Here is a 13,233-nt window from a genome sequence, read left to right as displayed (position 1 = left end):
TAATACTTTTTAGACACCTTTATTTGAAAAAAGAATGTTACAACTATTTTTTAGGTTTGTCTGGTGCCGATTTATCTGGCTTTTCTTTTAGTTCAGCTTCAGACTTTATTTTTTTCCGTATTCCACTTAGGGCAGTTCTTAATTCGTTTATACGGGTTTCTAAATCTTTATTTGGCTTATAGTCTTCTCCTTTTGAACCGGCCTCAATATTAATTGATTTGGTTAAAAAATCGAGATGCTCCAATTCTGCTACCTTTTTTGCTTTGGAACCTGCTTTTCGCCAGATTTTCTTAAAATTCTGATTAACCTCATCCCATTTGTTATCAATTTTTTCATCTTCAAGAATTAAGAGCAGGCACAAATCTATATTCAAAAATGCGATCATATCCCAATAGTCAAGATCTTCAGCCTCAGATTTTTCATTTAAATTATTTTGCTGCTCTTCAAGTAGCTGTTGAGCATCGATAACCGATCTAAGTTTATATTTTTCTTTATCTATTGTAAATTCACTTCCGTGATTTGTAGTACCACTAAAAGCCAATAAACACGCGATTTCTATAGAATTTACAAGCGAGTAAATTTTGTTTGTGTTACCGTCATTTTCATATGCTCTTTCGTAATGAGAAATTGCATTTTTATAGGCAGTTGTTCGTTTCTTACTATCTGGTGCAAGCAGGGCCAAACGTTTGTAGGCACTTCCCAAGAGATTGTGACGCTCCGCAGTATTGCCCGCAAAAAGCAATATATCAAGCTCGTTAATTACACGTTCGCTGTTTTTATACGCCGCCGCTATCAAATCTGGAGTAACATTTTCATTTTCGAAAATTTCCTTGATATACAACTTTGAGCGCGTGTTGCAATATTTTTCCATACAGGAAAATGAGAATTCAGCATTTTCTCTTTTTAAAAGCTCTTCATAATTTGCGACAGCTTCAACGTACATAGCTAGTTCTTGGTAAATTTTCGATACTCTTTCAATAATTTGCGGAGTTCTAAAAACGTCCCTATCTACCGCCGTCATAATAATATCCAATTCAGCCAAATGGTCATTATCTGCACTAGTTGCCATTTGTAATTGATTGAGCAGATTATCGAGATGAATTTCGGCCTCTTGTGGCACAATATAACTTGGCGACCAAGAACCTTTACTGCCAGATATTCCTTTTAGTTTAAAGAACGGATCTCCATAACATTGATATGCACCCCACGTATTGTTACCTGGGTGTTTTTCATAAATAAAATTACGCGCATTTTTTACGGCATCGCCAAAATTATCGCCAGAGAACATACTGCTGTAAAAAACCTGCGCAAAATCTAGCGCCGCGGCATCGTTCACTGCCCATCCAGCAGCTATTACAGCTTTTACACCTATGCTAATTAATTCGGTGCCGATATTTGCCGCCAGTTTGTAGCGATCGCGATAAAATCTTTCATCTTCGGCATTGCTATATCCAAGGTGGCAGCAGTTTACAAAAACGAGTTCTGGCACCACTGGCATCTGTTGAATTTCGAATACAGTAAGAAAAATATCCTTCCCGATAACCATTCCAGATTGTCGTGGAGATTTTGGATTGAAAACTCCGTGACCGGCTAAATGTATTATGGTATAATCGTTACAGAAAAAATTCTTGACAATGCTTTCGGCATTAGAACCTATAAGTTCGGTTGTAGGATAACCCACGTTTTCCAAAGTATCTTTCACCATTATTCCTTCTTCTTTTGCACCGGGCAATTGAGAGATAAAACCATCTAATATAGGATCTGCAATTATTAAAGCTCCTTTATTGGCAACTCGTTTAATATTAATTCTATAATCTTTTGTGGATAGTTGCCGTATCATTCCCGCATTTATGCATAATGGTTTAGAATTGGTAGTATTATCTTGAAGCAGTTCCCAAGGATAGGAAGCAGTTTTAGCATCGAGAATCCACGAAATATTTCCTTTTCGTTTTAGTTTCTCTTTTAAATTATTTGGAATTAATAACTCGAAGAGCGTTTTGGCAGTGCAAGCAGACCATTGGTTGCTGCTGGAAACTTCAGAAATAAATAAGTCTATTAGCGGTGTACTGCTGAAAAGTTCATTTTCTTCTTCTCTGGAATCGCCCGTAGATGAACCAAAAACCATACTTGCAGGTTCGCCCGTTTGCTCATTAGCCGCTTTATATTTTATGGTAATTCGGTTCCACCATCCTTCAGATGTGTCTAGTGGCGTTCTTTTTTGAATTCCCAATAAATTTTTAATTCGTTTATTACCTATAATTATATTGTAAGTTGAATTTTCCTTATTGGCTATTTTATTGAGCACATACATACAGTTTAAAGCTCTGTCTGCGTAAAGTTCAATAATTTCAATATTTTGAACGGTTCTATACCCTTCATCAGACAACATTTTTACTTTGTCGTTTGCACGGTTTACCCCGTCAATAATGGCTTTAAGAGAACCTTCAACAGAAAGCCCTCCATAACCAGTGGCCACAATTAAAGAGGAAACGCCAATCCCTTTTTTAGGAATTGCCGCACCACGAATGCTAAGCAAATAATTTAATACTCCTTGCTCTACAGATTTCGACAATTGAAAAGAGGTTAGTTGGTCTGGCTCTCCCAGCCCAACTATAATGGCACCTTCAAGATCGCTACCTTCCATCTTGTGGAAAACTGCATTGGTGCCAATTTCACCCGGATAAAGTCCCAATCTATGTTTGGAAGTTAGGCTACCGGCGAGATAATTATCTATGGACCTTTCGGCATAAAGTACTCCATCATTTAAAAAATGACCGGCTATAATTGGGTATGAAGAGTACAATAAATCGCCATTACTTACGCTTACCGTTACCGGAATTTGGCTGCTAACTGCTTCTGTTTCTTCGTCAAGTCCTAGGATTGTTCTTTCTAATCCAGTTTCTGAAAGGTCAAAATCAATGTCTGGTTCTGCTCTAAATATTTTTTCTTCGCCACGTAAAAGTGGTTTTGTATTACGAAGTAATTTTGTTTGCCCTGTTGAAAGTATTTCTTCTATGGCATTAAACATATCGGGTTCGTTAGCCAGTGCACCGTGAGTAACAGTTGAATAATAAACGTCATTGCTTTCAACAAGCTGTTTTGGTATGCCCAATGCCCAAGTTACACTTTGATCGCCTTCACTGGTGTAAAGGAAATAGAGTTGTTTTTTCGGAGGAATTTCATCAAGGTAATAACCACAAGGAGTCATTTTATCTTTTCCAGCAATATATACCATACTTGAATAATCTATTTCGTCCCTTTTCTTCAATATATTATCGCGGTAATTTTTGAAATATTCTAAATCTGATTTAAGCGGAAGTGGCCAATCTGGTTTTCCGAAGTATTTCCGCATATTTTCCCAAGTTTCCATTTTCGCAAAATCATTCTTAGCATCAGTAGTTAAAGGCAACAAAGCCAATAGCCCCGGAAGTTTAGAGAACATTTTAAGCAGTCCTTCTTTAGTATGGAAAAGATCTAATTTGCTCAGCTTTTTAATAATGGCGTCTTCCCCAAACAAAACAGTAGGAATTCTAAATGAACCACCAAGAGGCGATCCCAAATAGAGTATTCTAAAACCTTTTGAAGCTTTTAAATCTTGCCAAGTATCATCGTGATTCAGAATAAAATCGCGCACCAAAAGTCCACCCATGGAGTGTCCAATAATTTTTATAGGTTGCCCAATTTTAAGCAAACTTTTAATTTTTGTATTGAATTCACTCGCACATTCAGGCAATGGTTTGCGCCAATCAAAAGGATAAACAACTACATCATATTTAGCAGATAACCATTTATAAAGTTTGTAATACGAAGTTTTTACAACAGAATCTGCCACAATCTTGTTAACATTGGAATACCCAAGATTTATCAATCCACCGGAAAGAATACGGCCGTAATGAAGCCATATTTCCTTGTCTTTTTGTGAAAGGTTGGAACCCATAATTCCGGGAAGCATAATCACGATAGGCTTTAAGCCTGAAGGTGGCAATTCGGAAGGATACAATTCGCCACATTCCAAAAGTGCTCTATCGCTGCCTGGGATTTGATTTTGTGGTATAGATTTAAAGCCGGGTATCAATTGACCTTCGGCAGTTTTAAGCACTAGCTCTATCGCTTCCCGCGTTTTATCATTTATAAAATATTTTACGTGATTTACCTCTGCACCTTGGTCAAAGAAATACTGAATATTGTTTTTGCGTTTTGCACCCAAATACATGGAATCTGTATTCACAACCAAATCATTACGCTGCCAATAGAACAATTTTCCTAAGATTACAAAAAGTCCCTGTCCTGAAAAACTTACTCTTCCGTTCCCCGAAATAATTGCCAACGGCTTACCGTCAATAGCAGATTCTGGGGCGGGATCGTTCAAGATTTTTATAAAGGGCGATTCTGGTCTTTGCGCCTCCAAGCCCGGAAGTACGTTTATATCGTCTTTACTTTCTACGGCTGCTGAGAGGAGTTCTTTCAGAATATCTCCAAATGCACCTCCTACAACATTCAATAAATTGAAGAATACGTTTAGAATATGATCTAATCTTTTTGAAGCCAATTTGGTTCCTGCCGCGGGACAGCCTACCCTAATAAACTTGGCAACGGTAATCTTTTTATCCTTAAATATTTTATTAAGTGCTTCTATATTATCAATATCAGCTTGCCTGTCGCCTTCCTTTTCAAGTAACGCAATGTGGCGATTATTAAACCCAATGGAAGTTTCGTCGTTACTATTACTGTATTTATTTAAAATGTCGCCTACAATTCCTCCTCTAGAATGGGTGAGCATATGCACCACAGAATTATCGGGGAGCATTTGAGCGAGTTTCACAACATTCTCCAACGGACTTTCAGTAAGTGTTCTGTGCTGAAATGCGAGTACATTTTTACCGTAAAGTTGGTGAAGCGTGCTCCAAACGGGAGTAGCTTTTAAATCTTGAAAGGCCCCAAATGTGTCTGAATTTGTACCGTGTATAAATAGAAAAAACGGACTGCTAGAAGCTTTACCGTCAAAGGTTCCGAATTTAAAATTTGAATCTACAGTAAATAAAGCCGCTCCAGTAGCCAGAAAGTCTTTTGGAATTACGGTAGGGTCAATTTCATTTTGCAAATGTTTGTCTTCCAGTTTTTTTGAAAGATCTGCCACGCCTTTGCTTATGGTTTTTTTTGCTAAAACTTTCAAAAGTTTTAGTGCAATTTTTCCTATTATTCCCCTTTCTGTTGAAGGCGCTTCCACAGAATGTGGCAGTACAAAAACATCTGAATGTAAATCGCGACTTCCGGGCGGTTTCAATGCTGGATCGAGCTCAGGAAATACTTCGTGCATCGTGGAGGCATCGCACATCCAAGTGGTGCCATCGTCAAGAACTAACTCCAGCAACTTATCATTAGCCTCCAGATGTATTTCGTGTTGGTTAGAAACATCTCTATTGCTTGCCTGTAAATTATAAACTACAGCTCCTTCATCATCGGTTTCCTTTTTGCCATAAACCACCAGTTTTTTAATTGGATCCATATTATTGGGTATTAGGTTATTTGAAAAAATTGATTCATTTATTTAATTTAAAAATCACACATCAAGCATATATCGCTTAAAAACAGCAACTTAAATAAATAGTTGCAGACTGATTGAAGCACTACTAAAAGTGTATTCTTCTGAAAATGAGCTAATTAAATAAAGGGGAATTCTATTTTGAGGAGTTTAAAAAGTTACAATAATTTTTCAAACTTCAAAGGATTTTTACGTGACGTATTTTAAACGGCGGAATTAGAAATGATTTTTTGAAAATATCTTTTAGCTTTAATATCTTTAGATAAAATGAATAGATATGAAAAAGTATATTTTTTTGGCCACCGTTTTTGTTTTTTTCACTTCCTGTGCTCAGCAGAAAAAGAAAAGCGATGTAGCACTAAAAACAGAGCCGCAAACCTATAAAATTGAAGAAGTAGTTAAAGACCTCAATAACCCATGGGGAATGACTTGGCTTCCCGATGGCAGCATACTCATTACGGAAAAAGAAGGTAGATTAATTCATTTTAAAAATGGCGAAAAGACCGCGATAGCAAACGTACCAAAGGTTTACAATAGTGGACAAGGTGGTTTACTCGATATTGAATTGCATCCCAACTATAAAGTAAATGGGTGGATTTATATTACGTATGCTTCAGAAGAAGGTCCGGGTAATGGTGGCCACACAGCTTTAATGCGGTGTAAATTAGAAGGCAATTCGCTTATAAATATTGAAACACTTTATAAAGCGACACCCAATACTACTGCTGGGCAACATTTTGGGTCACGGATAGAATTTGATAATGATGGATTTGTGTATTTCTCAGTCGGCGAACGTGGCGAACGAGAAGTAAATCCGCAAGATATAACACGTGATGGCGGAAAGATTTACAGGTTGAATGATGACGGCAGCATCCCAACAGACAATCCTTTTTACAACGAACCAAATGCTAAAAAAGCAATTTACACCTACGGAAACCGAAATCCACAAGGCATGGCGAAACATCCCGAAACCGGGAAAATCTGGATGCACGAGCACGGACCAAAAGGAGGCGACGAAATAAACATCGTTAAAAAAGGCGCTAATTACGGCTGGATGACGGTTACTTATGGAGTAAATTACAGCGGTACAAAAATTACTGATGAAACTACAAAAGAAGGAATTGAGCCACCTGTTTATTATTGGGTTCCATCAATTGCACCTTGTGGGATGGCGTTTGTAACAGGCGATAAATACCCACAATGGAAAGGCAAGTTATTAGTGGGCTCGTTGAAATTTGCTTATGTGGAATTGCTTACCCTTGATGGTGAAAAAGTAATAAACCGTGAAAAAATCGCGCAAGATATAGGTCGCGTACGCAATGTAAAAATAGGTCCCGATGGGTTAATTTATATAGCTGTAGAAGGGCAAGGAATATTTAGATTAATTCCTGAATAATCGAACATAAATTGTCCGGTTTAGCGCAGTCGAAACCTAATTAGTTTCGACTGCGCTAATAGTTCTCGACTGCGCTCGAACAGACAGGGCTTTTACTTTTTAGTTCCTTTTTTCTTTTTTCTGAAAAAATCAAAAGCGAACCAACCTATTAAAACAATTACAAAATACATTAAATATGAAACTGGTTTTCCGCTACCACCAACGGTTGTGAAAAGGCGTTCCCAACGTACTCTTTTATTGATTCCATCCCAGCTCATCCACACAAAAACAGGTTTCCCTACCACGTGGTTAAAAGGCACAAAACCCCAAGTACGAGCATCTTCACTGTTGTTGCGGTTATCCCCCATCATCCAGTAGTAATCCATTTTAAAAGTATAATCTGTAATAGCTTTTCCGTTCAATAAAATTTCAGTTCCAGATTGGGTGATTTTGTTTTCTATGCCAATCTCACTTCCTTCGTAAACTTCAATTACGCGTTTGTACAGTGGCAATGTTTCGGGAGTGATGGCAACTGTTGCGCCTTTCTTCGGAATATACATAGGTCCGAAGAAATCGTTATTCCAAGGATAATTTTGATTGTTTGGAAAAATACCTTCGTTCCATTCACCTTTTTCACTTCTAAGACGAGAAACACTAACCACATTTGGGTTATTTTTCAGCATATTCAAAGATTCGTCCGAGATTGCACCAAAACGATATGTGTTGTTTCCAAAACCATAACGGTCGGTAATGTCATAACGATTATGCAACATTTCAGGATTTAGCTGGCCGCTTACTTGAACGTCATAAGAAAATTGAAGTCGCGCTCTATCTGGCAACTCATTCTTTTTTCCGTTTATATATACATAGCCATCGCGTACTTCCAATGAATCGCCCGGAAGCCCAACACAACGCTTAACATAATTAGATTTTTTGTCGATTGGTTTATAATAATATTTACCATCGCCGTACTGCTGAAAAGCATTCACCGTATCTACAGGCCAGTTGAAAACTACAATATCATTATGCTTTATATCTTGAAAACCTGGAATTCTGAAATATGGTATTTGAGGCTCTGGCAGATAAGATTTTTTATGAACCACAGGAATAGTATCGTGAACCATAGGAAACGATACAGGGGTCATAGGCGTGCGAGCCCCGTAGTGGAATTTGCTCACAAAAAGGAAATCGCCAACCAAAAGTGTTTTTTCCAACGAAGAAGTTGGAATGGTAAAAGGCTGCATAAAATACGTATGCACAATGGTTGCAGCAACCACGGCAAAAAGAATAGAACTAACCCACTCGCCAGTAGAAGTGCGGGGCTTTAGGCTCCTATCTGCTATATACGTAACCTTTTGTGTGTAGTTGATGTAATAAATATAAAGGCCAAAAGTTACAATCCCCAAAATAGTATCGGTTGTAGAATTGCGACCAAAACTGCGCAATGTTTCCACCCATACAACTGGAAACATAATTAAGTTTACAATTGGAACAAAAAGTAAAATCGTCCACCACCACGGACGATTAATAATCTTCATTAAAACCACCGAATTGTAAACTGGCACAGCGGCCTCCCAAGCTTTTCTACCTGCTATTTGATATAACTTCCATGTTCCAGCAAAATGGATTACCTGAACTATCAAAAAAAATATAAACCATTCTGTCCAACTCATCGTTTTATTCTTTATTACTATTTTTTATTCTTTATTGATGTTTACGTTTAAATTCCCAAAACATCTTTCATCGTAAAAACACCTTTATTATCCTTTAAAAATTCTGCGGCTAAAATAGCACCTTTTGCAAAACCTTCGCGACTGTGTGCTTCGTGTTTAAACGATATAGCGTCTATCTCAGAATCATACGAAACTACATGTGTTCCTTTTACGTCCTTTTCTCTTTTAGCGGATATCTTCAAACTATTTTTATCTGAAGTATTTAGTTTCCAATCCTTTTTATCACTGTATTTTAAAATTCCTTCAGCAATAGTAATTGCTGTCCCGCTTGGCGCATCCTTCTTTTCAAGGTGATGAATTTCCTCTACCGAAACATTGTATTCCTTCCAAGGTGCCATCAACTTTGCAGCGTATTCATTTATACTGAAAAAGAGATTTACTCCAACACTGAAGTTGGACGCATAAATGAAACTTCCGTTACGCTTTTCACATAAATTTACCATTTCATCATAACTGTCCAGCCAACCAGTAGTGCCCGAAATTATCGGAATACCGGCTTCAAATGCCTTTGAAATATTTGCAATGGCAGCCTCTGGAGAAGAAAATTCAATAGCAACCTCTGCATCTTCAAGATTTCCTTCGGAAGAATTGCTGCTGCTTTTAAAAACAATTTCATGACCTTTTTCCAAAGCTATCTTTTCAATGATTTTACCCATTTTCCCATAACCTAAGAGTGCTATTTTCATAGTAAATTTATTTGAAACGATAGGTTAACGACATTCCATACTGCGGTTTTGCCGTAAATTGATTGTAATCAAAATTAGGCTCGAACGATAGATCTTCACTCACTTCATATTGTTTAAGATGCGCATCTACATTGGCATCTACAACGTTCAACAAATAAAATACAACAGTTACAATTACGCTAAGGCCTTTGTTTTTTTGTGCAGATTTTTGAGCGTTTATCAAACGGTCGTCTGATATTCCTTGAAATTCATCATCGCTAAAACCCGCAAGTCTGCGTTTATAAGCATTTCTGAAGCGTTGGTATTCATCATCTTGTTGCTTATAAAAATAAACTCCTGTTGCCATTCCGGCATAAATAACTGGAATTTTCCAGTATTTTTTATTGTAAGCCTGCCCCAGTCCTGGCAACACGGCAGAATAAAATGCAGCTTTGGCCGGAGCCAGTGGCTGGTATTCTTCCTGTGGCAAAATAGTATCGTTTACAACAATTACCCTTTCTTCCTTTTTTACAGTCAAAGAATCAGGAGTCTGCGCAAACATTGATGTAGCGAAGATTAGAAATAAAATATATAGGAAATTACTTTTCACTTTTTATGAGCTTCAAAATACGTTCGAAGTCTTCTTGACTTTTAAAAGGAACAACCAATTGACCTTTACCAGATTTTGTAACCTTTACATCAACTGAAGTTTCAAAAAGATCTGTTAACTCTTTTTTTGCTTTTTTGGCGAAAGTTGGAGCTGCCGGTTTCTGTGGAGCCGCTTTTTGATTGGGATTTTTAAAATTTCGAACCAAAGCTTCTGTGTCGCGAACAGAGAGATTCTGACTTAAAATCTTTTCGTAAATATCAAGCTGATCGCTTAAATCGTCAACATTTATCAACGCTCTACCGTGCCCCATTGTAATGAAACCATCGCGCATTCCGGTTTGGATAATAGGATCTAATTTCAGCAAACGCAGATAGTTAGCGATTGTGGAACGGTTCTTCCCTACTCTGTCGCTCAGTTCTTCCTGAGTAACGCTAATTTCTTCAATTAATCGTTGGTACGAAAGTGCAATTTCAATAGGATCTAAATCTTGCCTCTGAATATTTTCAACCAAAGCCATTTCTAAAGACTCTTGGTCATTTGCAATACGAATGTATGCTGGAATGGTTTCTAAACCCACCAATTTTGAAGCACGGAAACGACGTTCCCCACTTACTAATTGGTATTTATTGAAATCTAATTTACGAACCGTTATTGGCTGAATTACGCCAAGTTCTCTAATAGACGAAGCCAATTCGCGAAGCGATTCTTCATTAAAACTGGTTCGCGGCTGAAAAGGGTTTACTTCAATACTTCCCAAATCTAGCTCGACAATACTCCCAACAACTTTGTCGGCATTTTTGTCTGCTACAGATTTTATATCATTGGACGGGTCTTTCAACAAAGCTGAAAGTCCGCGGCCTAAGGCTTGTTTTTTGGTCGCTTTCGCCATTTATTCTTTTTCGTTTTTCTTAATTAATTCGTGCGCAAGGCTTAAATAATTATCGGCTCCTTTGCTGGAAGCATCGTAACTAATAATGCTTTCGCCATAACTGGGCGCTTCACTTAAACGTACATTGCGTTGAATGATTGTTTCAAAAACCATTTCATCAAAATGCTTTTTAACCTCATCAACAACTTGGTTTGAAAGGCGTAAACGCTGATCGTACATTGTTAGCAACAAGCCTTCAATATCTAGGTTTGGATTGTGGATTTTCTGAACGCTTTTAATCGTATTTAAAAGCTTTCCAAGACCTTCCAAAGCAAAGTATTCACATTGAATTGGGATAATTACAGAATCTGCTGCCGTTAATGCATTCAGTGTTAATAAACCCAATGATGGGGCGCAATCTATAAGTATATAATCATAATCTGCTTTTAGGTCTTCAATGGCCTTTTTCAGCATATATTCGCGGTTTTCTACATCTACCAATTCAATTTCAATAGCCACCAAATCTATGTGCGATGGTATTAAATCTAGGTTTGGTGAATTTGTGGAAATTATAGCATCCTTTGCAGTAGCACTGTGCTCAAGTAATTGGTATGTGCCAATTTCAACGCCTTCTACATCTACACCCAATCCCGAGGTAGCATTTGCCTGCGGATCTGCGTCTATGAGCAGTACTTTTTTCTCAAGAACGCCTAAAGAGGCTGCTAAATTTACTGAGGTCGTGGTCTTGCCTACGCCTCCTTTTTGGTTTGCAATTGCAATTATTTTACCCATTAATTTGCTTGAGATTTTAGCAGATAAAAGTACAATTAATTATGAGGATAGAAAATCATTTTTGTTAACAGGAACCCCTCCTTCAAAATAATTAGGTTTCTGGCAAATGCAGAAACCTATTATTTTGACACCTCCCCTTAAAAAAAAGGGGAGGAACCATTTTTAGTTTTATTTGGAGTTTTTTACTTGGATTTTTGTGAACGAATCATTTCTTCAAGCATATCCCACATTTTTTGAGGTACTTCTTCCAGCTGATTCATTTGGCCTGCGCCTTTTAACCATTCGCCACCGTCAATAACTACTACTTCGCCGTTAATGTATGCTGAAAAGTCTGAAACTAAATAAGCGGCGAGATTAGCCAATTCTTGGTGTTCGCCAACACGTTTTACCGGTACTTTTTTAGCAGGATCGAATTTTTCTTTTAAATCGCCCGGAAGTAATCTGTCCCAAGCTCCTTTTGTTGGGAATGGACCCGGAGCAATCGCATTAAAACGAATGCCGTATTTTGCCCATTCTACCGCCAAAGAGCGCGTCATTGCCAACACGCCAGCTTTTGCCGTTGCACTTGGCACAACATAAGCTGAGCCTGTAAAAGCATAAGTTGTAACAATATTTAAAACGGTTTTATTGATTTCTTTTTTATCTATCCAATGTTTTCCGAAAGCGAGTGTACAGTTTTTTGTTCCTTTTAAAACAATGTCGATTATAGTGTCGAAAGCATTTGCAGAAAGTCTTTCGGTTGGTGAAATAAAGTTGCCTGCAGCGTTATTCAAAAGAACATCAACGCTACCAAATTCTTTTACCGAAGCTTCAACCATTGCTTCTACTTCGTCATAATTACGAACATCGCATTGCACGGGCAATACTTTTCCGCCGGTAGATTCTTCAAGTTCTTTTTTTACGGATTGTAGTTTTTCTATATTTCGCGAAGTAATAACCACATTGGCGCCCAATTCTAAAAAGTAGGTCGTCATTGCTTTACCAAGGCCGCTTCCGCCGCCAGTTACTACTATTGTTTTTCCTTTTAATGCGTCGTCACGCAGCATTTTTGCAGTGTAGTCCATTTTTTTCTAAATAATGATGTTGTACAAATATACGCAGACTTAAAGGAGCACAATTTATATTACGAAAGTTTTTAAATCTGCTCTAATACAGAATAGCTATTTCAAAATAAGGATTGTAAAAGGCGATGCTTTCAGAAAAAAATCATAATTTTATAAACGCCACTCATTCAGCATAATAAAGCTATCCCCTCCCCAATTTTAATCTTTTAATAGTTACTGTATGGAACCATTATGTAAAATTTCAGTGAAAATGCTATTGCTCGTTTTTACTTTTTGCCTTTTAACATCCTGTTATTCGGTTCGAATTGTAAGCACTAAAGGAGCTCCCATGCCGCCGGATGAAATGACGCGAGATGATTGGTACAGAGATAAAATGGTGTTTGAGCTGGATACCGTTATAAAAGCTGGAATAACTACAGACGATATTACTTTCCGTGTTTTAAAGGATAAATGTGAAACCGGAAAATTGTTTTCGGTTGAATATAAAAACACCTTCAGCGGCAGCCTACTTTTCCTTGTTTCTTTCGGCAACAAACGCAAAGTGAAGCTTAAATATGTATGTATGAAACCTGAAAATTAAAACT

The 13,233-nt window shown here is 37.6% G+C and carries 9 protein-coding genes; 2 read left to right on the top strand and 7 right to left on the bottom strand.

Annotated elements, in window-relative coordinates; all coding sequences use genetic code 11:
• Window positions 1–43 precede the first annotated feature (43 nt).
• Window positions 44–5,506 carry a DUF7379 domain-containing protein gene (locus AC3RVG_RS07540; protein ID WP_489690840.1) on the bottom strand — a complete coding sequence of 1,821 codons (5,463 nt, stop codon included), beginning with the start codon at window positions 5,504–5,506 and terminating at the stop codon, window positions 44–46.
• Window positions 5,507–5,819: 313 nt separating this feature from the next.
• Here AC3RVG_RS07540 and AC3RVG_RS07535 point away from each other — a divergent pair, with 313 nt between their 5' ends.
• Window positions 5,820–6,938, top strand: coding sequence for a PQQ-dependent sugar dehydrogenase (locus tag AC3RVG_RS07535; protein ID WP_489690839.1), 1,119 nt, complete (start codon window positions 5,820–5,822; stop codon window positions 6,936–6,938).
• A 92-nt stretch (window positions 6,939–7,030) separates the two neighbouring features.
• Here the strand turns inward: AC3RVG_RS07535 and lepB are convergent, their stop codons facing one another.
• From lepB to AC3RVG_RS07505, 6 genes are all read right to left on the bottom strand, one after another.
• Window positions 7,031–8,590 (bottom strand): signal peptidase I, encoded by a 1,560-nt coding sequence (gene lepB / locus AC3RVG_RS07530; RefSeq protein ID WP_489690838.1) that lies wholly within the window; start codon window positions 8,588–8,590, stop codon window positions 7,031–7,033.
• A 47-nt stretch (window positions 8,591–8,637) separates the two neighbouring features.
• Window positions 8,638–9,336 (bottom strand): 4-hydroxy-tetrahydrodipicolinate reductase, encoded by a 699-nt coding sequence (gene dapB, locus AC3RVG_RS07525; protein ID WP_489690837.1) that lies wholly within the window; start codon window positions 9,334–9,336, stop codon window positions 8,638–8,640.
• A gap of 7 nt (window positions 9,337–9,343) precedes the next feature.
• Window positions 9,344–9,925: a DUF5683 domain-containing protein gene (locus tag AC3RVG_RS07520; RefSeq protein ID WP_489690836.1), complete on the bottom strand. Its 582-nt coding sequence runs from the start codon at window positions 9,923–9,925 to the stop codon at window positions 9,344–9,346.
• Window positions 9,915–10,814: a ParB/RepB/Spo0J family partition protein gene (locus AC3RVG_RS07515; RefSeq protein ID WP_489690835.1), complete on the bottom strand. Its 900-nt coding sequence runs from the start codon at window positions 10,812–10,814 to the stop codon at window positions 9,915–9,917. The genes AC3RVG_RS07520 and AC3RVG_RS07515 overlap by 11 nt, the downstream gene beginning before the upstream one ends.
• Entirely contained in the window at window positions 10,815–11,585 is a 771-nt protein-coding gene (locus AC3RVG_RS07510) for a ParA family protein (protein ID WP_489690834.1), read from the bottom strand.
• A gap of 182 nt (window positions 11,586–11,767) precedes the next feature.
• Complete coding sequence (locus AC3RVG_RS07505) at window positions 11,768–12,649, bottom strand: SDR family oxidoreductase (RefSeq protein ID WP_489690833.1); 882 nt, start codon at window positions 12,647–12,649, stop codon at window positions 11,768–11,770.
• A gap of 220 nt (window positions 12,650–12,869) precedes the next feature.
• On the opposite strand from AC3RVG_RS07505, the gene AC3RVG_RS07500 reads away from it, so the two are divergent.
• A complete protein-coding gene (locus AC3RVG_RS07500; protein ID WP_489690832.1) occupies window positions 12,870–13,229 on the top strand; it encodes a hypothetical protein in 360 nt (119 codons plus the stop codon).
• Window positions 13,230–13,233: the final 4 nt, after the last annotated feature.

This window comes from Aequorivita sp. IT1282 (assembly GCF_058068205.1).
The sequence above is the reverse complement of the archived record's forward strand: the minus strand, read 5'-3'. Positions and strand labels throughout refer to the sequence as shown.

Bases quoted from the DNA above. Each gene is read 5' to 3' on its own strand.
- AC3RVG_RS07505 (WP_489690833.1), bottom strand. From the start codon at position 12,649: ATGGACTACACTGCAAAAATGCTGCGTGACGACGCATTAAAAGGAAAA.
- AC3RVG_RS07535 (WP_489690839.1), top strand. From the start codon at position 5,820: ATGAAAAAGTATATTTTTTTGGCCACCGTTTTTGTTTTTTTCACTTCC.
- AC3RVG_RS07540 (WP_489690840.1), bottom strand. From the start codon at position 5,506: ATGGATCCAATTAAAAAACTGGTGGTTTATGGCAAAAAGGAAACCGAT.
- AC3RVG_RS07500 (WP_489690832.1), top strand. From the start codon at position 12,870: ATGGAACCATTATGTAAAATTTCAGTGAAAATGCTATTGCTCGTTTTT.
- lepB (WP_489690838.1), bottom strand. From the start codon at position 8,590: ATGAGTTGGACAGAATGGTTTATATTTTTTTTGATAGTTCAGGTAATC.
- AC3RVG_RS07515 (WP_489690835.1), bottom strand. From the start codon at position 10,814: ATGGCGAAAGCGACCAAAAAACAAGCCTTAGGCCGCGGACTTTCAGCT.
- dapB (WP_489690837.1), bottom strand. From the start codon at position 9,336: ATGAAAATAGCACTCTTAGGTTATGGGAAAATGGGTAAAATCATTGAA.
- AC3RVG_RS07510 (WP_489690834.1), bottom strand. From the start codon at position 11,585: ATGGGTAAAATAATTGCAATTGCAAACCAAAAAGGAGGCGTAGGCAAG.